Source organism: Streptomyces flavofungini, assembly GCF_030388665.1.
GTDB lineage: Bacteria > Actinomycetota > Actinomycetes > Streptomycetales > Streptomycetaceae > Streptomyces > Streptomyces flavofungini_A.
In genome coordinates, this window is record NZ_CP128846.1 from 2,986,811 (window position 1) to 3,006,256 (window position 19,446).

At 72.5% G+C, this 19,446-nt stretch carries 16 protein-coding genes; 10 read left to right on the forward strand and 6 right to left on the reverse strand.

The window, feature by feature from the left end; genetic code table 11:
- Window positions 1-28 precede the first annotated feature (28 nt).
- The 6 genes from scy to QUY26_RS11770 all read left to right on the forward strand — a co-directional run bounded on the left by scy (window position 29) and on the right by QUY26_RS11770 (window position 9,334).
- Window positions 29-3,913 carry a polarized growth protein Scy gene (gene scy, locus QUY26_RS11745; RefSeq protein WP_289945739.1) on the forward strand — a complete coding sequence of 1,295 codons (3,885 nt, stop codon included), beginning with the start codon at window positions 29-31 and terminating at the stop codon, window positions 3,911-3,913.
- Between the two features lie 183 nt (window positions 3,914-4,096).
- A complete protein-coding gene (locus QUY26_RS11750; protein WP_289945740.1) occupies window positions 4,097-5,032 on the forward strand; it encodes a cellulose-binding protein in 936 nt (311 codons plus the stop codon).
- Window positions 5,033-5,121: 89 nt separating this feature from the next.
- On the forward strand, window positions 5,122-6,153 hold the full coding sequence (locus QUY26_RS11755) for an ABC transporter ATP-binding protein (RefSeq protein WP_289945741.1): 1,032 nt from the start codon (window positions 5,122-5,124) through the stop codon (window positions 6,151-6,153).
- A 3-nt stretch (window positions 6,154-6,156) separates the two neighbouring features.
- Window positions 6,157-6,927: an ABC transporter permease subunit gene (locus QUY26_RS11760; protein ID WP_289945742.1), complete on the forward strand. Its 771-nt coding sequence runs from the start codon at window positions 6,157-6,159 to the stop codon at window positions 6,925-6,927.
- Between the two features lie 209 nt (window positions 6,928-7,136).
- A complete protein-coding gene (locus tag QUY26_RS11765) occupies window positions 7,137-8,312 on the forward strand; it encodes an ABC transporter ATP-binding protein (RefSeq protein ID WP_289945743.1) in 1,176 nt (391 codons plus the stop codon).
- Between the two features lie 170 nt (window positions 8,313-8,482).
- Window positions 8,483-9,334: an ABC transporter permease gene (locus tag QUY26_RS11770; protein ID WP_436840498.1), complete on the forward strand. Its 852-nt coding sequence runs from the start codon at window positions 8,483-8,485 to the stop codon at window positions 9,332-9,334.
- A 26-nt stretch (window positions 9,335-9,360) separates the two neighbouring features.
- Here QUY26_RS11770 and QUY26_RS11775 read toward each other — a convergent pair whose 3' ends face one another.
- Window positions 9,361-9,702: an ATP/GTP-binding protein gene (locus QUY26_RS11775; RefSeq protein ID WP_289945744.1), complete on the reverse strand. Its 342-nt coding sequence runs from the start codon at window positions 9,700-9,702 to the stop codon at window positions 9,361-9,363.
- A 235-nt stretch (window positions 9,703-9,937) separates the two neighbouring features.
- Between QUY26_RS11775 and QUY26_RS11780 the strand changes: the two genes are divergently transcribed.
- Window positions 9,938-11,026: an LLM class flavin-dependent oxidoreductase gene (locus QUY26_RS11780; protein WP_289945746.1), complete on the forward strand. Its 1,089-nt coding sequence runs from the start codon at window positions 9,938-9,940 to the stop codon at window positions 11,024-11,026.
- A 227-nt stretch (window positions 11,027-11,253) separates the two neighbouring features.
- Here QUY26_RS11780 and QUY26_RS11785 read toward each other — a convergent pair whose 3' ends face one another.
- Window positions 11,254-11,646, reverse strand: coding sequence for an SCO5389 family protein (locus tag QUY26_RS11785; RefSeq protein WP_016643275.1), 393 nt, complete (start codon window positions 11,644-11,646; stop codon window positions 11,254-11,256).
- A gap of 256 nt (window positions 11,647-11,902) precedes the next feature.
- On the opposite strand from QUY26_RS11785, the gene nucS reads away from it, so the two are divergent.
- A complete protein-coding gene (gene nucS, locus QUY26_RS11790) occupies window positions 11,903-12,574 on the forward strand; it encodes an endonuclease NucS (RefSeq protein ID WP_289945748.1) in 672 nt (223 codons plus the stop codon).
- Window positions 12,575-12,663: 89 nt separating this feature from the next.
- Here the strand turns inward: nucS and QUY26_RS11795 are convergent, their stop codons facing one another.
- The 4 genes from QUY26_RS11795 to QUY26_RS11810 all read right to left on the reverse strand — a co-directional run bounded on the left by QUY26_RS11795 (window position 12,664) and on the right by QUY26_RS11810 (window position 17,707).
- Window positions 12,664-15,291, reverse strand: a complete 2,628-nt coding sequence (locus tag QUY26_RS11795; protein ID WP_289945750.1) for an ATP-binding protein — start codon at window positions 15,289-15,291, stop codon at window positions 12,664-12,666.
- A 227-nt stretch (window positions 15,292-15,518) separates the two neighbouring features.
- Window positions 15,519-15,842: an STAS domain-containing protein gene (locus QUY26_RS11800; protein ID WP_030361223.1), complete on the reverse strand. Its 324-nt coding sequence runs from the start codon at window positions 15,840-15,842 to the stop codon at window positions 15,519-15,521.
- A 207-nt stretch (window positions 15,843-16,049) separates the two neighbouring features.
- Window positions 16,050-16,898 (reverse strand): 3-hydroxyacyl-CoA dehydrogenase family protein, encoded by an 849-nt coding sequence (locus QUY26_RS11805; protein WP_289945753.1) that lies wholly within the window; start codon window positions 16,896-16,898, stop codon window positions 16,050-16,052.
- A gap of 170 nt (window positions 16,899-17,068) precedes the next feature.
- Window positions 17,069-17,707 carry a TetR/AcrR family transcriptional regulator gene (locus tag QUY26_RS11810; protein WP_289945754.1) on the reverse strand — a complete coding sequence of 213 codons (639 nt, stop codon included), beginning with the start codon at window positions 17,705-17,707 and terminating at the stop codon, window positions 17,069-17,071.
- Window positions 17,708-17,804: 97 nt separating this feature from the next.
- Between QUY26_RS11810 and QUY26_RS11815 the strand changes: the two genes are divergently transcribed.
- Both QUY26_RS11815 and QUY26_RS11820 read left to right on the forward strand, forming a co-directional pair.
- On the forward strand, window positions 17,805-18,587 hold the full coding sequence (locus tag QUY26_RS11815; protein WP_289945761.1) for an ABC transporter ATP-binding protein: 783 nt from the start codon (window positions 17,805-17,807) through the stop codon (window positions 18,585-18,587).
- Between the two features lie 98 nt (window positions 18,588-18,685).
- Entirely contained in the window at window positions 18,686-19,441 is a 756-nt protein-coding gene (locus tag QUY26_RS11820; protein WP_289945763.1) for an ABC transporter permease, read from the forward strand.
- Window positions 19,442-19,446 lie beyond the last annotated feature (5 nt).

Below are 19,446 nucleotides of genomic sequence, written 5' to 3' on the forward strand. Positions count from 1 at the left end.
AGAGCTTGGGGAAGGATGGGACCGCGCAGTGCGGGGCTACGAGAGCCAGGACAGCCGACGACCGGCTGAGGCCGACCATCTCTCGCGGTTCGAAGCCGAGATGGACCGGCTGAAGACCGAGCGGGAGAAGGCCGTCCAGCACGCCGAGGACCTCGGCTACCAGGTCGAGGTGTTGCGCGCCAAGCTGCACGAGGCGCGCCGCAACCTCGCGTCCCGGCCTGCCTACGACAGCGCCGACATCGGCTATCAGGCCGAGCAGCTGCTGCGGAACGCGCAGATGCAGGCCGAGCAGCTGCGTGCCGACGCCGAGCGCGAGCTGCGCGACGCCCGCGCCCAGACGCAGCGCATCCTCCAGGAGCACGCCGAGCAGCAGGCCCGCCTGCAGTCGGAGCTGCACGCGGAGGCCGTGTCCCGGCGCCAGCAGCTCGACCAGGAGCTGAACGAACGCCGCCAGACCGTCGAGTCGCACGTCAACGAGAACGTGGCCTGGGCCGAGCAGCTGCGCGCCCGCACCGAGCAGCAGGCCCGCCGCCTCCTCGACGAGTCGCGCGCCGAGGCCGACCAGGCCCTCGCCGCCGCCCGCGCCGAGGCCGAGCGCGTCGCCGAACAGGCCCGCCAGCGGCTCGCCTCCGACGCCGAGAGCGCCCGTGCGGAGGCCGAAGCGATCCTGCGCCGGGCCCGCACCGACGCCGAGCGCCTCCTGAACGCCGCCTCCACCCAGGCCCAGGAGGCCACCGAGCACGCCGAGGCGCTGCGCTCGTCCACGGCCACCGAGTCCGACCAGGCCCGCCGCCAGGCCGCCGAGCTGAGCCGCAGCGCCGAGCAGCGCATGGCGGAGGCCGAGGCGGCGCTGCGCGAGGCGCGCGCGGAGGCCGACAAGGTCGTCGCCGAGGCCAAGGAGGCGGCGGCCAAGCAGCTCGCGACCGCCGAGGCCGCGGGCGAGCAGCGCACGCGCACGGCCAAGGAGCAGGTGGCGCGGCTCGTCGAGGAGGCCACCAAGGAGGCGGAGGCCGCGAAGGAAGCGGCCGAGCAGAAGGTCCAGGACGCCCGCGCCGAGGCCGAGAAACTGATCGCGGACGCCGCGGAGAAGGCCCGTTCGATCACCGCCGAGGAGACGGCGTCGCAGATCGCGAAGGCCGCCCGGACCGCCGAGGAGGTCCTGGACAAGGCGTCCGAGGAGGCGAAGGCGACCACGCGCGCCGCCACCGAGGAGGCCGAGCGGGTCCGCGCCGAGGCGGAGGCCGAGGCCGACCGGCTGCGCGGCGAGGCGCACGACATCGCCGAGCAGCTCAAGGGCGCGGCGAAGGACGACACCAAGGAGTACCGCGCCAAGACCGTCGAGCTCCAGGAGGAGGCGCGGCGGCTGCGCGGCGAGGCCGAGCAGCTGCGGGCCGACGCGGTCGCCGAGGGCGAGAAGATCCGCGGCGAGGCCCGGCGCGAGGCCGTCCAGCAGATCGAGGAGGCGGCACGCTCCGCCGAGGAGCTGCTCGCCAAGGCCAAGGCCGACGCCGAGGAGGCCAGGCAGGCCGCGACCACCGAGGCCGAGCGGGTCCGCACGGAGGCCATCGAGCGGGCCACGTCCCTGCGCAAGCAGGCCGAGGAGACCCTGGAGCGCACCCGCGCGGAGGCCGAGCGGCACCGCACGGAGGCCGCCGAGCAGGCCGAGGCGGTCAAGTCCGAGGCACAGACGGCGGCCGAGACGCTGCGCGCGGAGACCGAGCGCGCGGTCGCGGACCGCAAGGCCGAGGCCGAGGCCGAGCTGACCCGCCTGCACACGGAGGCCGAGGAGCGCCTGGCCGCGGCCGAGCAGTCGCTGAGCGACGCCCGCGCCGAGGCCGAGCGGATCCGCCGCGAGGCCACCGAGGAGACGGAGCGGCTGCGCACGGAGGCCGCCGAGCGGATCCGGACGCTGCAGTCGCAGGCGGAGACGGAGGCCGAGCGGCTGCGCACGGAGGCCGCCGCGGACGCCTCGCAGGCGCGCGCCGAGGGTGAGAACGTCGCGGTGCGGCTGCGCTCGGAGGCGGCCGCCGAGGCGGAGCGTCTGAAGACCGAGGCGCAGGAGTCCGCGGACCGGGTGCGCGCGGAGGCCGCCGCGGCCGCCGAGCGGGTCGCCGCGGAGGCCGCCGAGGCCCTCGCGGCCGCGCAGGACGAGGCCGCCCGGCGCCGCCGCGAGGCCGAGGAGACCCTGGGCGCGGCGCGCACGGAGGCCGACCAGGAGCGGGAGCGGGCACGCGAGCGGAGCGAGGAGCTCCTCGCCTCGGCGCGCAAGCGCGTGGAGGAGGCCCAGGCCGAGGCGGTCCGCCTGGTCGAGGAGGCCGAGGCGCGGGCCACGGAGCTGGTGTCGGCGGCCGAGCAGAAGGCGCAGTCGGTCCGGGACTCGGTGGCGGGTCTGCAGGAGCAGGCGCAGGAGGAGATCGCGGGCCTGCGGTCGGCGGCCGAGCACGCCGCGGAGCGCACCCGCGCGGAGGCGCAGGAGGAGGCGGACCGCGTCCGCGCCGACGCGCACGCCGAGCGGGAGCGGGCCGGCGAGGACGCCGGCCGTATGCGCAGCGAGGCGACGCAGGCGGCGGAGGCGGCCAAGGCGCTGGCCGAGCGCACGGTCGCGGAGGCGATGGCGGAGGCCGAGCAGCTGCGCTCGGACGCGTCCGAGCACGCCCAGCGGGTGCGCACGGAGGCGTCGGACACCATCGCGACGGCCGAGCAGGACGCCGCCCGCACCCGCGCCGACGCCCGCGACGACGCCAACCGCATCCGCAACGACGCGGCGAGCCAGGCCGACACCCTGATCGGCGAGGCCCGCAGCGAGGCCGAGCGGCTCACCGCGGAGACGATCACCGAGACCGACCGGCTGAAGGCCGACACGGCCGCCGAGGCCGAGCGGATGCGGGCCGAGTCCGTCGCGAAGGCCGAGCAGCTGATCTCGGACGCCTCGGGCGACGCCGAGCGGCTGCGCGCGGAGGCCGCGGAGAACGTGGGCTCGGCGCAGCAGCAGGCCGAGCGGATCCGCAGCGAGTCCGCGCGCGTCAAGGAGGAGGCCGACGCCGAGGCCGAGCGGGTCAGGGCGCAGGCCCGCGAGGAGGCCGAGCGCACCCTCGACGAGGCGCGCAAGGAGGCCAACAAGCGGCGCACGGAGGCCGCGGAGCAGGTCGACAAGCTCATCACGGAGGCCGCGGCCGAGGCGGAGAAGCTGACCGCGGACGCCCAGGAGAAGGCGCTCAAGTCGGCGACGGACGCGGAGGCGCAGGCCGACACGATGGTCGGGGCGGCCCGCAAGGAGGCCGAGCGCCTGGTCAGCGAGGCCACCGTCGAGGGCAACTCGCTGGTGGAGAAGGCGCGTACGGACGCCGACGAGCTGCTCGTCGGTGCTCGCAGGGACGCGACCGCGATAAGGGAGCGCTCCGAGGAGCACCGCGACCGCATCACCTCGGAGATCGAGGAGCTGCACGAGCGGGCCCGGCGCGAGTCGGCGGAGGCGATGAAGACCGCGGGCGAGCGCTGCGACGCGCTGGTCAAGGCCGCCGAGGAGCAGCTCGCGGAGGCCGAGGCGAAGGCCAAGGAGCTGGTCGCGGACGCCAATTCGGAGGCCAGCTCGGTGCGGATCGCCGCCGTGAAGAAGGCCGAGGGCCTGCTCAAGGAGGCCGGGACGAAGAAGGCCGAGCTGATCCGGGAGGCCGAGCGGGTCCGCGACGAGGCGCGGGCCGAGGCGGAGCGGATGGTCGACGAGGGCAAGCGGGAGCTCGAGGTCCTCGTGCGGCGCCGCGCGGACATCAATGCGGAGATTTCCCGTGTCCAGGACGTGCTCGAGGCGTTGGAATCCTTTGAGGCCCCGCAGACCGGGGGCAAGGACGGTGGCGTCAAGGCGGGGGCCGCGGCGGGTGCGACTCGTTCGGGTGGCAAGCAGTCAGAAGGCTAGCCACGGAGCCAGTTCCGTGCTCGGCGAGGACCTTCGGCCCTGTCGCTGGCAAGCAGTCTGCCGGTTAGCCACTCAAAAGGGGTGTCATTCTCCAGATCAAACGGGCATACGCTCGATGACACGCCGCAACGCCCCCTAGGATTCCCTCTATCACCTCACCCGGTCTCATTCGACAGGAACCCCATGAGCGACACTTCCCCCTACGGCTTCGAGCTTGTGCGGCGTGGGTACGACCGCGCTCAGGTGGACGAACGTATCTCCAAGCTCGTCTCCGACCGAGACTCCGCTCTCACCCGTATCACTGCTCTGGAAAAGCGCATCGAGGAACTCCACCTCGAGACGCAGAACGCCCAGGCTCAGGTGGCCGACGCCGAGCCGTCGTACGCCGGTCTCGGTGCCCGCGTCGAGAAGATCCTCCGCCTCGCCGAGGAAGAGGCGAAGGACCTGCGCGAGGAGGCCCGGCGCGCCGCCGAGCAGCACCGTGAGCTCGCCGAGTCGGCGGCCCAGCAGGTGCGCAACGACGCCGAGTCGTTCGCCGCCGAGCGCAAGTCCAAGGCCGAGGACGAGGGCGTCCGCATCGTCGAGAAGGCCAAGGGCGAGGCGAACGCGCTGCGTGCCGAGGCGCAGAAGGACGCGCAGTCCAAGCGCGAGGAGGCGGACGCCCTCTTCGAGGAGACCCGCGCCAAGGCCGCCCAGGCCGCTGCCGACTTCGAGACGAACCTCGCCAAGCGGCGGGAGCAGTCCGAGCGCGACCTCGCATCGCGTCAGGCCAAGGCCGAGAAGCGCCTCGCGGAGATCGAGCACCGCGCGGAGCAGCTGCGCCTGGAGGCGGAGAAGCTGCGCACGGACGCCGAGCGCCGCGCCCGCCAGACCGTCGAGACGGCCCAGCGCCAGGCCGAGGACATCGTCGCGGACGCGAACGCCAAGGCGGACCGGATCCGCAGCGAGTCGGAGCGGGAGCTGGCGGCCCTCACCAACCGCCGCGACTCCATCAACGCCCAGCTGACGAACGTCCGCGAGATGCTCGCGACGCTCACCGGCGCGGCTGTCGCCGCCGCGGGCACGCCCACGGAGGACGAGCCGATCTCGCGGGGGGTCCCGGCCCAGCAGAGCCGCTGACGCGGAGAGCGCCATCACGGGGTGAACGACGACGGAGCCCCCTGCCACGCCAAGTGGCAGGGGGCTCCGTCCCGTCTTAGCGTGTGCGCATGATCGAGCTCGAGGGGCTGACCAAGCGATACGGCGAGAAGGTCGCCGTCAACAACCTCACCTTCACCGTCCACCCGGGCACCGTCACGGGCTTCCTCGGGCCGAACGGCGCGGGCAAGTCGACGACGATGCGGATGATGCTGGGACTCGACAACCCGACCGCGGGCGACGTGCGCATCGACGGCAAGCACTACGCCCAGCTGAAGGACCCGCTGAAGTACATCGGCGCGCTCCTCGACGCCAAGGCCATGCACGGCGGCCGCAGCGCCTTCAACCACCTGCTGTGTCTCGCGCAGTCCAACGGCATCCCGCGGGCCCGGGTCCACGAGGTCCTGGACACCGTCGGTCTGACCGCGGTCGCCAGGAAGAAGGCCAAGGGCTTCTCGCTCGGCATGGGCCAGCGCCTGGGCATCGCGGGCGCGCTGCTCGGCGACCCCGAGATCCTGATGTTCGACGAGCCGGTGAACGGGCTCGACCCCGAGGGCATCCACTGGATCCGCAATCTGATGAAGTCCCTCGCCGCCCAGGGCCGCACGGTCTTCGTCTCCTCGCACCTGATGAGCGAGATGGCGCTCACCGCCGAGCACCTCGTCGTCATCGGTCAGGGCCGCCTCCTCGCCGACACCTCCATGTCGGAGTTCATCCGGCAGAACTCCCGCTCCTACGTCCGACTGCGCTCCCCACAGCGCGAGCGGCTGCTCGACGTGCTGCACGAAGCGGGCATCACCGCGGTCGAGGCGGGCAACGGCACCCTCGAAGTGGACGGCGCGGGCCCCGAGCAGCTCGGTGAGCTGGCCGCGCAGCACCAGCTCGTCCTGCATGAACTCAGCCCGCAGCAGGCCTCGTTGGAGGAAGCGTTCATGCAGCTCACGGCCGAGTCGGTGGAGTACCACGCACACACGGACCATCGGCCCCCGACCGCCGCGGACCCCGGCTCGACGCCGCCACCGGGCGGGGCGCCGCCCAGTGGCGGGACTCCCCCGGGGCAGGGCTGGGGCGCGGGCTGGCAGCAGCCGGGGAAGGGGAACTGAGCCATGGCCGCGACGCAGGTACTCAGATCGGAGTGGACCAAGATCCGCTCGGTCGCCTCGACCGTCTGGACGCTCGGCCTCGCCGCCGTCGTCACGATCGCCCTCGGCATGCTGATCAGCATCCTGTCCAAGAACGACTACGACAACCTCAGCCGCGAGGACAAGATCACCTTCGACCCGACGTACACCAGTTTCGCCGGGACGTCCCTCGGCCAGCTCGCGATGATCGTCTTCGGTGTCCTGGTCGTCTCCAACGAGTACAACACCGGCATGATCCGCACCTCCCTTGCGGCGGTCCCGCAGCGCGGCACGTTCCTGTTCAGCAAGGTCACGGTCGCCGCGCTGCTCGCGCTCGTGGTCGGCCTCGCCACCAGCTTCGTCTCGTTCTTCCTCGGCCAGGCCATGCTCGGCGAGTACAAGGCCCACCTCGGCGACCCGGGCGTACTGCGGGCGGTCTTCGGCGGCGGGATCTACATGATGCTGATCGCGATGTTCTCGATGGGCGTCGCCGCGATGCTGCGCAGCCCGATGCTGTCCCTCGGCATCCTGATGCCGTTCTTCTTCCTGATCTCCAGCATCCTCGGCAACGTGTCGGCGACGAAGAAGATCGGCCGCTACCTCCCCGACCAGGCCGGAAGCAAGATCATGCAGGTCAAGACGCCCTTCGACGACGACACCCCGTACGGACCCTGGGGCGGTCTCGGCATCATGGTGGCGTGGACGGCCCTGGCCCTCATCGGCGGCTACGTCCTGCTGAAGAAGCGCGACGCCTGACGCGCGCCTCAGCCGCTCCCCGACGACGACCTGCCTCCGCCGGACGGCTCCCTGACCGGAGGGACGGCCTCCTGGCCGGAGGGGCCGCCCTCTCGGGCTTGACCGGAGCTTTACTCGCTCTTGGCTGGAACCGTCAGCCCACAGATATCCTCCTAACCCTTACGGGGGCGTGTGCCCCGACGTCCTGAACCATTCGATGGGTGCGGAGAATGATCGAGGCAGTCGGCCTGACGAAGCGCTACGGCGCCAAGACAGCCGTGTACAACCTTTCCTTCCAGGTGCGGCCCGGCACCGTGACCGGCTTCCTCGGCCCCAACGGGTCCGGCAAGTCGACGACGATGCGCATGATCCTCGGGCTCGACGCGCCCTCGCAGGGGCAGGTGACGATCGGCGGCTACCCGTACCGCAAGCTGCCGAACGCGCCCCGCCAGGTCGGCGCCCTGCTCGACGCCAAGGCGGTGCACGGCGGCCGACACGCCCGCAACCACCTGCTGTGCCTGGCGCAGCTCTCCGGCATCCCCGCGCGGCGCGTGGACGAGGTGCTCGGGGTCGTCGGCCTGCAGGACGTGGCGCGCAAGCGCTCCAAGGGCTTCTCGCTCGGCATGGGCCAGCGCCTCGGCATCGCCGCCGCGCTGCTCGGCGACCCGCAGGTGCTGCTGTTCGACGAGCCGGTCAACGGTCTCGACCCCGAGGGCATCCTCTGGGTGCGCAACCTGATGAAGTCGCTCGCCGCGGAGGGACGTACCGTCTTCGTCTCCTCGCACCTGATGAGCGAGATGGCGCTGACCGCCGAGCACCTGATCGTGATCGGCCGCGGCCAGCTGCTCGCCGACATGAGCGTCAGGGACTTCATCTCGACGAACTCCGCCGACTTCGCCCGGGTGCGCACCCCGGACACCGACCCGCAGCAGCGCGAGAAGCTCACCGCCGCGCTCACCGAGGCCGGCGGCCAGGTGCTGCCCGAGCAGGACGGCGCGCTCCGCGTCACCGGCCTGCCGCTGCCCCGCATCAGCGACCTCGCGCACGGCGCGGACGTCCGCCTGTGGGAGCTCTCGCCGCACCAGGCCTCGCTCGAAGAGGCGTACATGCGCATGACGCAGGGCGCCGTCGACTACCGCTCCACCGCCGACCAGCGCGCGGGCCTGCAGCAGCAGCTCCCGCCCGGCGCCATGGCGCAGCAGCCCCAGCTGCCGGTGCCCGGCCAGGGCCAGCCCGGCTGGTACGCCCCGCCGTCGCCCCAGCAGGGCGGCCAGCCCTTCGCGATGCCGCAGGGCGCGCCGCCCGCCGACGCGACCCCGTACGCCGCCGCCCCCCAGCCCCCGGCCGCCGCCCCCTCCCCCGAGATGACCAAGCGCGCCACCGACAACGAGGATGCAGCCCGATGACCACGCCTCCGACTCCGCAGCAGCCGCAGGCGCAGCCCCAGCAGCCCCCGCAGCCGCAGGACCAGGCTGCGGCCCTCGCCGCCCCGGCCCCGCAGGACCAGCCGCCCGCGCAGCAGCCCCAGCAGGCCTACGCGCACGCCGGCGCCCCGGTGCCGCAGGGCGCCCCGGCCATGGCGGCCGCCCCCGCGCCCGCCGCCCCGGCCCCGCCGTCGGCCTGGCAGCAGGCGATGAACAACGCCTACACCTCGCCGATCCCGATCAAGAAGACCAACCTGGGTCACGCCCTCGCCTCCGAGTGGACGAAGATCAAGTCGGTCCGCTCCACGGTGTGGACGCTGAGCATCTTCCTGCTCCTCGTCATCGGCATCGGCCTGCTCGCCGTCGCCAACACGCAGGCCGACGACTACCGCGACGTGCCGTTCACGGTCCCCGCGTTCTTCGGTCTGATGCTCGGCCAGATCTGCCTGATCACGCTGGGCGTCCTGGTGACGTCGTCCGAGTACGGCACCGGCATGATCCGCACCACCTTCACGGCGTCGCCGCAGCGCCACCGCGTCCTCGCGGCGAAGGCCCTGATCTTCTTCATCGTCGCCTTCGTGGCGTCCGCGGGCTCGATCCTCCTCGTGGGCCTGATGGCGTCGGGCGCGCACAGCGGCCCGGAGGCGGGCGACATCGCCTGGGGCGGCACGGTCGTCAAGGGCGCCCTGTACGTCTCGCTGCTCGGGGTGCTCGCGCTCGCGGTCGGCTCCATGCTGCGCCACTCCGCCGGTGCCATCACGACGATGCTCGGCGTGGTCCTGGTCCCCGCGATCCTGCCGGGCTTCCTCGGCATCTGGGAGAGCACCCAGAAGCTCGGCGACAAGATGGCCGACTACAACGCCATCAACTCGCTCGCCAAGATCTTCCGGGTCGACGGCCTGGACAGCACCAGCACGGGGACGTCGCAGCTGATGCTGCTCGTCGTGATCACGGCCGCCGCCGTGATCGGCGCCTTCGCCCTCCTGGAGAAGCGCGACGTCTGACCGGACCGGGGTCCGTCGAAAGGGCCTCAGTACCTCGGCGCGTTACGGGACCGCCGCACCCGCGTGGTGCGGCGGTCCTTCGCGTTCCAGCACGCCGTGTGCCAGTGCCTGCGCTCGTCCACGCCCGAGTGCTCGGGCCAGGCGACCACGTGCGCGAGCCCGGAGGGGATCTCCTGGTCGCAGCCCGGGCAGCGGTAGGTCTTGCCTGCCGCGCTCGCGCCCGCGACGTGGCGCACGCTCCAGTCCTCGCCCTGCCAGCTCTCGGCGCGCTGGAAGCCGCCGTAGCGGCCGGACGGCTCCGCGCCCCCGGCGGCCTGGCCGGGCCTCGGATCTGCGGCGCCCTTGGGGCGGTTGCGACGCGGCGACACGGGACACCTCACGAAGGGACGGGGCTCGGCTGGGGCTGCCGCCGACAGCGGGCGGGGCTGTGTCCAGCCTACGCACCGCGCGGAGGGGTAGTCGTCAAGGACCGATCCCCACAGATCCCCCTGCGCCGCGCAGAAAATCTGTCAATCCGCCCGCGAAGCCGTGCCTTTGGCACTTGTCACGCGTTGTTGCCGGTAGGGGAGTGCCTGCGTCGGCGCCAAGGAGGCAGGAAGTTCGATGCGCTTAGGAAGTTTTGTGCTGGCCGCCCAGTTCCCGGGCCAGGGCCACGGGGAAGCACTGCACCGCGCCGTGCGGTCCGTCGAAGTGGCCGAGGAAGCGGGTCTCGATTCGGCCTGGCTCGCCGAACACCACTTCGTGCCGTACGGCACCTGTCCTTCCGCGATCACACTCGCGGCCCTGCTGCTCGGACGCACCCGGCGCATCCGCGTCGGCACGGCCGTCAGCGTGCTGCCCACCGTCCACCCCGTGGCCCTCGGCGAGCAGGCCGCGCTGCTGCACCTCACCTCCGGCGGGCGCTTCTCGCTGGGCGTGGGCCGCGGCGGCCCCTGGGTGGACCTGGAGGTCTTCGGCTCGGGCCTCGAGGCGTACGAGAAGGGGTTCCCGGAATCCCTCGACCTGCTGCTCAGCTGGCTCAGCGGGGCGGGCCGGGTGGCGGGCCCCGGCGGCCGGTTCGCCTTCCGTGACGTCGCGGTCGTGCCCCGCCCGACCGAGCCCGTCGGCGGCTCCTCGGCCCCGTTCCCCGACCTGCCCGAACCGCCGGCGCCCGACCGCATCGGGCCGTCCGCGGGCCCCGAGGTGATCGTCGCGTGCACCTCGCCGTCCAGCGTCCGCCTCGCCGCGGCCCGCGGCCTTCCGATGCTGCTCGGCATGCACGTGGGTGACGAGGAGAAGGCCGAAATGGTGGCGTTGTGGGGCAGGCACGCGCGAGCCGCGGGGCGCACGCCGGACGAGGTGGCGCGGGCCGCGCACGTCTCGGCCGGGGTCGTGCAGATCGCGGACCGCCGCGTGGAGGCCAACGAGACGCTCACGAAGGCGATGCCGGGCTGGCTGAAGTACGGCCTGGACGCCCATGTCACGGTCGACGGCCGTGTCCGAGCCATGCGCGACCCGCTCGGATACACGGAACTGCTCTGCGGCATCCACCCCGTGGGCACACCCCAGGTCTGCGCGGACCGCCTCGCGGCGACCTCGGAGCGTACCGGCATCACGCGCTTCGCGTTGCTCGTGGAGGGCTCGGGCGACCTGGCGACCACAGAGGAGAACGTACGCCGCCTGGGCACGGAAGTACTCCCACAACTGACATAGCAAAACCCGGAACACCCCCGAGGGGGCGCCCCGCAAGGGGCGCGCCCCGAAGAGGAGCGCCCCGTAAGGGGCGCGGGGAACTGCGCGCCCAGCCCCCACAACCCCGCACGCAAAAAAAAAGGGGGGCCCGCCCCCCAAGGGGCACCCCACACAAGGCGCCCCCGCCAGAAGATTGCTGCCGCCCCGGACTGAAACACCTCCCGCGTACGGAGCGGCAGCAAGTGCCCTCAGCAGTCGCGAAGCTCGGGCGACTGATTCAGCAACTGGCCACGGATCGATGTGAACTTGGCCAGCCTGTCGTCCGCGGAGCCGTCCAGCGGGAAGACCGCCACACGGTGGCAGTTCTGGAACGCCAGGCGGACCCCGAAGTGGCGCTGCAGGGCGCCGCGAATCGCGTCACTCGCGAGCGCGCGGAGCAACTGACCGCGCGCCTGCTCGTCCGGCGGCGGCGTCTGGTTGTCGGCGAACTCGCCGCCGTCGACCTTCAACTGAGCCACCAGGGAGCTGACCATCTCCCACGCGTAAGGCAGGGAGGTCCGGACGCAGTCGACGAATGCTGCTTCGTCGACCTCGCCTCGCTCGGCCTGTTCCAACAGTGCCGGTGAGACGTCGAGCGACATGAGTTCTCCTCTCGCACCCCCAGGGAGCAGGGGCTTACGGACAGGGAAGGAGCTCGCATACGCAGCGTGCACGCGCGACGACCTCCTGCTTATACGGTAGGCAACGGCTCGGTGGACCACCAGGAGATTGGGCGCATAACCGGCCAGGATCGAACGTGTTCATCGTTGGACAAGTGGTGCGGTCCAGGGGGCTGCCGAGCCGGGCGCGACGCACGGAATTCGCCGCACCACCCCGCGTCGAGTAGCGTTGCCGACCATGCGTCTCGTCATCGCCCGCTGCTCCGTGGACTACGCGGGCCGGCTCACCGCCCACCTCCCGTCGGCCCCCCGCCTGATCCTCGTCAAGGCGGACGGAAGCGTCTCCATTCACGCTGACGACCGGGCCTACAAGCCCCTCAACTGGATGTCGCCGCCGTGCACCCTGAAGGAGGGATCCGGCGACGACGCCGGTGTGTGGACCGTCGTCAACAAGGCGGGCGAGAAGCTCATCATCACCATGGAGGAGGTCCTGCACGACTCCTCACACGAACTGGGTGTCGACCCCGGCCTCATCAAGGACGGCGTGGAAGCACACCTGCAGGAGCTGCTCGCCGACCGGATCGAGACACTCGGTGAGGGATATACGCTGATCCGTCGCGAGTACATGACGGCGATCGGCCCGGTCGACATCCTCTGCCGCGACGCCGACGGGCAGACGGTCGCCGTCGAGATCAAGCGCCGCGGCGAGATCGACGGCGTCGAGCAACTGACCCGGTATCTGGAGTTGTTGAACCGCGACCCGCACCTGGCTCCGGTCAGGGGCGTCTTCGCCGCCCAGGAGATCAAGCCGCAGGCACGCGTACTCGCCACCGACCGCGGCATCGGCTGCGCCGTCCTCGACTACGACGCGCTGCGCGGCATCGAGGACGACAAGCTGCGCCTGTTCTGAACCGTCCGCCCCCACCGGGGCGACCCGCAGCACCGACGAAGGGGCCGGACTCCCGGGGGAGTCCGGCCCCTTCGCGCGTGCACGACCCGTCAGGCCACCGACGAGGAGGCGGACCCGGACGTGCCGCCCGTCGCCGGGTCGGAGGTGACCGGGCTCGACGTCGACGGGCCGCTCGCCGAGGTGGAGGTGTCCGGTGAGGACGGCGGCGTCGTCGGGGTGGTCGGCGGCGGCGTCGTCGGCGTGGTGGGCGGGGTCGTCGGCGGAGTCGTGGGCGGCTTCGTCGGCGGCTTCGTGGGCTTGGTCGGCTTGTGCGTCGGCTTCGTGGGCTTGTCCGTCGGCTTGGTCGGCTTGCCGCTCGGCTTGTCCGACGGCTTCGTCGGCTTGCCGCTCGGCTTGTCCGACGGGTCCTTAGGGTCGTCGCTCCGCGAAGGCCTGCCGCTCGGGCCGGGCTTCGGGTCGTCGGAGGTGCCGGGCACCCCGTCCTTGCCGGGGTCGGCCGGTCCTGCCGAGTCGCCGTCGCTCGGCTTGTCCGCGCCGAGGCCGCCGTCGTCGTCGCCCGCGCTGGCCGACTGGTCGGTGCGCACCCGTTCGGGCGGCCCGTCGTCCTTGTCGGAGGTCGCGCCGAGCGTCACCACCGTGCCGAGCACCGCGACGAGCAGCGCGCCCGCCCCGGCCGCGACCAGGTTGCGCCGCGTACCGCGCACGATCGAGCGGCGCGTCGATCCGGAACCGGCCCCGGAGCCCGCGGCCGAGCCGTGGCCCGCGGGGACGGGCTGGCGGGTGACGACGGTGTCGGGCTCCGGCGGTGGCGGTGGCGCGGGCAGAGCGAACGCGGTGGGGATGCCGCCGGGCGGGGACGCCGACTCCTCGTACCGGGCGTCCGGCACCTCCTCGCCCGCCATCGCGTGGCCGTCCGGCAGCAGCCCGCCGGAGCGGTCGGCGACCAGGGCGAGCGCCCTGCGGCCCGCGATCATGCCGCGCTTGTCGGCGAGCGCGCCGCGCAGGCCGATGGAGGCTTCCAGCTCGGCGCGGGCCCGGTCGAGGCGTCCGGCGCAGAGCGCGAGGATGCCGAGCTCATGGTGGAAGTAGGCCTCTTCGGCGACCTCGCCGGAGGTCCGTGAGGCCTCCTGCCCGGACCGCAGCGCCCGCTCCCAGGCGCCCCAGTTCAGTCCCCCGGCGAAGGCGGGCGCGGCGGTGCGGGCCAGGAGCACCGCGGCGGACGGCTCGGTTCCGCCGCTGTCGGCCCCGGCGCCGGGGCCGGTGACCAGGGCGGTGAGCGCGGCGAGGACCGCGTCGGACTCGGCGGCGACCCGCTCGGGGGACACCGAGGGGTGCCCGGCCCACCAGGCGTAGTGCCGGGCGGCGGACTGGGCGTTCGCGGCGGCGTCGTCGGCGTATCCGGCGCCCTCCAGCTGGGTGCGCACCCCGGCCGCGAGGCGGTAGTGGCCGCCGACCGGGGTGACGAGGGCGCAGTCGACCAGCTCGGCGAGCGCGGCGTCGGCGTGGGTGTCGCCGACGAGCGCGGGCAGGTGGGCGGGGTGCGGCAGTTCGCCGCCGAGCGCGACGGCGAGGCGCAGCGCGGCGCGCGCGGAGGCGCTGAGCCGGGAGGCGAGCAGCGCGGCGGGCGCGGCGCCGTCGGCGAGGGACGGCAGCGGGACGTCGTGGTCGGCGGCGTCGAAGGGCGCGTCGTAGCCGCCGGGGCCCTGGTCGGGGCCGTACTCGTCGAAGGCGCCGGGGTCGGCGAGGAGCCGGTCGCGCTGGCGCAGCAGGGCTCCCGCCTGGACGAAGCGCAGCGGCAGGCCCTCCGACTCGAACCAGAGGTCCCCGGCCCAGTTGGCCTCGTCGTCGGTGAGGACGCGGCCGACGACGCGCTCGAGGAGTTCCAGGCCGCCGCCGCGGCCGAGGCCGCCGAGGAAGACCTCTTCGAGGTGGGACTCGGGCGCGGGTGCGGCGATGTCGGGCGTCGCGGCGACGAGGAAGGCGCACTCGGGAGTCGCGTCCAGGAGCTCTTCGAGGGCGGCGCCGCCGAACTCCAGGTCGTCGAGGACGACGACGGCGCCGATGTCGCGGAGCAGTTCGCGCAGCAGGGCCGGGTCGGGGCGGTGCAGGGGCGCGTCGTAGACGGCGGCGAAGAGGTCGTACAGGAGGTCGCCCACGGTGCGGTGGTAGCCGCTGAGGCGGATCACGCCGTCGGGGGCGAGGTCGGCGCAGTCCTCGGCGACGGCGGCGAGCAGCGCCGTGCGGCCGGATCCGGCGGGGCCGGTGAGGCGCACGGAGCGGCCGCGGGCGAGGAGGCGCACCAGGCGTTCGCGCTCCTCCTGCCGTTCGAGCAGCGGCAGCCGGGGCAGGGCGGGGCCCGGCGGCACGGGCGGCTGCGCGGCGCGGCGGCGTTCGGCGCGCTCGACGGCGGAGTGCCTGGGCGGGTGGCCGGGCTGCTCCCCCGGCGGGCAGGGCTCTATCTCGCTGCCGTCGACGGGGTTCACGGTGAGCAGGAAGTCGCCGGACACCACTTGTACGGTGCGGGCGACGGTGGGCGGCCCGAAGTCGGCCGTGGCCGAGGGGCCCGGTGCGGGCGGGCCCGGCGGTGCGTCCTGCGGGCTCTGGTGCTCGGGTGCTGTCGCGCTGTCGTCGTGCGTGCCCTCGCGGCCGATCCCCGCGTCGTCGCGGTCGTCACCGTCGTGGCCGTACTCTTCGGGTCCCCGGTTCATCGGGTCCATGGTCTCAGCCCCCCAGATGCGTCGTGTGCGAAGCCCCCTCCGGCCTTGAGCACACCGCGCTGTCGCTTCTGGTCCGGTGCCCCCCGTGCGGGTTCGTCTATCGGCAGGCGACCGAACCCTAAACCTTCTTCAGTATCCCCGTGGAGGGCGGGGTACCGCCCGGTCCGAGACGTCACAGTCTCGTGAGGATTGTGCGTGAGGGAGCGCTCCCGCCCCCCTCGCGCGGCTTATACGCGAGGGAGGGATTCGACCCCGATGCCGCCTTCGATGGCGAGGATGCGGTGGAGTCGGGTGGCGACGAGGAGTCGCTGCATCTGCGGGGGTACGCCGCGCAGCACGAGGCGGCGGCCGCAGCGTCCGGCGCGCCGGTGGGCGCCCATGATGACGCCGAGTCCCGTGGCGTCCCACGAGTCGAGTTCGGACAGGTCGAGCACAAGGTCGCCGGCGCCGTCGTCGACGGCCGAGTGCAGGACCGTACGGGCGTCCGCCGCGCTGCGTACGTCGAGGCGTCCCCCGACGACCAGCTGGGCCTGGTCGCCCCTGATGTGCATATGCGCTCCCCAAGAGTGCGGTGTCGTATGTGACGCCTGTGCCGCGAGGCGTCTGTGTATGTCACAGCAACTGACTGCCGCTCGGGGGAGGAAGTTGCCGTCTGTAAGCGAACCGATACCGAATTCACCCCGAGGGGTGATCCCAGGAGGCGTACAGGCGTCGGTATGCGCCGTCAGTGCTCATAGAGGCTCAGTGCTTGTGGAAGCTCAGTGCTTGTAGAAGCCCTGCCCGCTCTTGCGCCCGATGTCACCGGCGTCAACCATCCGGCGCATCAGCTCCGGCGGGGCGAACTTCTCGTCCTGGGACTCCGTGTAGATGTTGTCGGTGGCGTGCAGCAGGATGTCGACGCCGGTGAGGTCGGCGGTGGCGAGCGGGCCCATGGCGTGGCCGAAGCCCAGCTTGCAGGCGATGTCGATGTCCTCGGCGCTGGCAACGCCCGACTCGTAGAGCTTGGCGGCCTCGACGACGAGGGCGGAGATGAGGCGGGTGGTGACGAAGCCCGCGACGTCGCGGTTCACGACGATGCAGGTCTTGCCGACGGACTCGGCGAACTCCCGCGTGGTGGCGAGGGTTTCGTCGCTCGTCTTGTGGCCGCGGACCAGCTCGCACAGCTGCATCATGGGCACCGGCGAGAAGAAGTGGGCGCCGACGACGCGCTCCGGACGGTCCGTCACGGCCGCGATCTTGGTGATCGGGATGGCGGAGGTGTTGGAGGCGAGCACGGTCTCGTCGCGCACGATCTTGTCGAGGGTGCGGAAGATCTCGTGCTTGACCTCGAGCTTCTCGAACACCGCCTCGACGACGACGTCCGCGTCGGCGGCGGCGTCCAGGTCGGTGGTGGTCGTGATGCGGCCGAGCGCGGCTTCGGCGTCGGCGGCGTCGAGCTTGCCCTTGCTGACGAACTTCTCGTACGAGGCCTTGATGCCGTCGGTGCCGCGGGTCAGCGCCTCGTCGGTGACGTCGCGCAGGACGACGTCCCAGCCCGCCTGTGCGGATACCTGGGCGATCCCGGACCCCATGAGTCCGGCTCCGATGACGGCGAGCTTCCGTGCCACGTTACGACTCCCCTTACTTACCGACGACTGAGCGCTTACCCGCTGTTTACGTTTCGCTCTGGCCCGGACATTAGCGCTCACAGCCGCTCAGGGGACCGCTAAGAGACGCACGCCACGTCCCATTTGACGGACATCACACCGGCAGGGGTCCCGGGGCGGCCGTCGGGGTCTCATGTGGCCGTGCGGATCCCGTAGTTGAGGACCTGCTCGCCGAGCAGGTCCTCCAGTTCGTCGAGCAGGTCGAGGGCTTCGCGGGAGACCTCCTCGGGCGCCCTGCGCTTCATCATCTCGGCGCCGATCCAGGCGAAGACGGTGCCGTACGCCCAGCTGAGCTGGCCCGCGACGAGTTCGGGGAGGTGGCCGGGGGCGGGGCCCGCCTCCGCGCGCAGGGTGGCCTCCAGGTCCTTGAGGGTCTCCTGCTGCAGGGCCCAGAGGCGGGAGCGCAGGGCGGGCGACTCGGCGATGACCTTCATGAAGTCGGCGTACCCGTCGAACAGGCCGACGGTCGGCGACACCCCCTCGACCAGGGCGCGCAGCTCGCGCAGGACGGCGGCGGCGGGCGACTCCCCCACCCGGCGCCCGCGCACCCACCGGGAGAGCCGGTCGACCATCTCGACGCCGCGGTCGAGGAACAGGTCCTCCTTGGCCGGGAAGTAGTTGTAGACCGTGTTGACCGAGACGTCGGCGGCTTCGGCGATCTCCGCGACGGTCACGGTGACGAAGCCGTGCTCGACGAACAGACCGGTCGCGATGTCCGAGATCCGCTGCTTGGTCTGCCGCTTCTTCCGCTCCCTGAGCCCCTCAGTCATGCCCTCATCGTAGCTTCGCTGGCCTCCATGAAAACTTGAGCCCACCGAAAATTTGGGGGCGTTGCAAAATTTCAGAGACTCTGTTTTTGTGGCCTCCATGGCAATCATCAGCACGGCCGGACTGGCCAAGACGTTCACGACGAAGGCGGGCCCCGTCGAAGCCGTGCGCGGCATCGACCTGACCGTCTCCCCCGGCGAGATCCTCGGCTTCCTCGGCCCGAACGGCGCGGGCAAGACGACCACCCTGCGCATGCTCACCACGCTCCTGCCGCCCACCGGCGGCGCCGCCACCGTCGCGGGCTTCGACCTGGCCCGCGAGCCCGCGGCCGTGCGCGGCCGGATCGGGTACGTGGCCCAGTCCGGCGGCGTCGACCTGAACATCTCGCTGCGCGAGGAACTGGTCACCCAGGGGCGGCTCTACCGCCTCCCCAAGGCCGAAGCCGTCGCCCGCGCCGAGGAGTTGGCCCGCGACCTCGGCCTGACCGACCTGCTCGACCGCAAGTGCGCGGCCCTCTCCGGCGGCCAGCGGCGGCGGCTCGACATCGCCATGGGCCTGATGCACCGGCCCGCGGTCCTCTTCCTCGACGAGCCGACGACGGGCCTCGACCCCGGCGCCCGCGCCGACCTCTGGGACCTGGTGCGCCGCCTGCGCGACGAGCACGGCACGACGGTGTTCCTGACCACGCACTATCTGGACGAGGCGGACGCCCTGGCCGACCGGATCGTGGTCGTGGACCAGGGCGTCGTGGTCGCCGACGGCACCCCGAGCGCCCTCAAGCTCCGCTACGCGGGCTCGGCCGACGCCGCCCTCCAGGACGCGTTCCTCGCCATCACCGGCCGCGACCCGGCCCCCGCCGACCGGGCCCCCGTCGCCGTCTGACCCGGACGCCCCCGCACCCGGGCCGCCCCCGGCACCGGCTCGCGCACGACCTCAGCCCGCTCACGACCTCAGCCCGCTCACGACGCCAGGACACCCCCATGCCCACGTTTCTCTCCGACACCGCCCTGGTCTTCGGGCGCTACGCCCGCCAGACCCTGCGCTCCAAGTTCCAGATGCTCTTCGGCGTGCTCACGCCGCTGCTCTACCTGCTCTTCTTCGGGCCGCTGCTCACCGACCTGCCGCTGGGCTCGCGCGGCGACTCCTGGCAGGTGCTCGTGCCGGGGCTGCTGCTCCAGCTCGGCCTCTTCGGGGCGACGTTCAGCGGTTTCGCGATCATCATCGAGAAGCAGTTCGGGGTGGTGGAGCGGATGCGGGTGACGCCCGTGAGCAGGCTCGCGCTGCTGCTCGGGCGGGTGCTGCGGGATGCCGCGCTGTTCGTGTTCCAGGCGGTGCTGCTGGTCCTCGCGGCGCTCGCCATGGGGCTGCGGGCACCGCTCGCGGGCGTCCTCATCGGCTTCGCCTTCGTGGGCGTCCTGACGCTGTCGCTCGCCGCGCTGTCGTACTCCCTGGCCCTGAAGGTCTCCAAGCCGCACGAGTTCGGGCCCGTGGTGAACGCGGTGAGCATGCCCTCCATGCTGCTCTCCGGCCTGATGCTGCCGATGGCCCTCGCGCCGGGCTGGCTGGACGTCCTGTCGCACTTCATGCCGTTCCGCTACCTCGTGGACGCGGTGCGGGCGGCGTACGTCGGCGACTACGCGAGCGGGGCGCTGCTGTACGGCGTCGTGACGGCGGTGGCGTTCGCCGCGCTGTCCGTGATCGTCGGCACACGCGTGTTCCGGACGGCCGGGGCCTAACTACG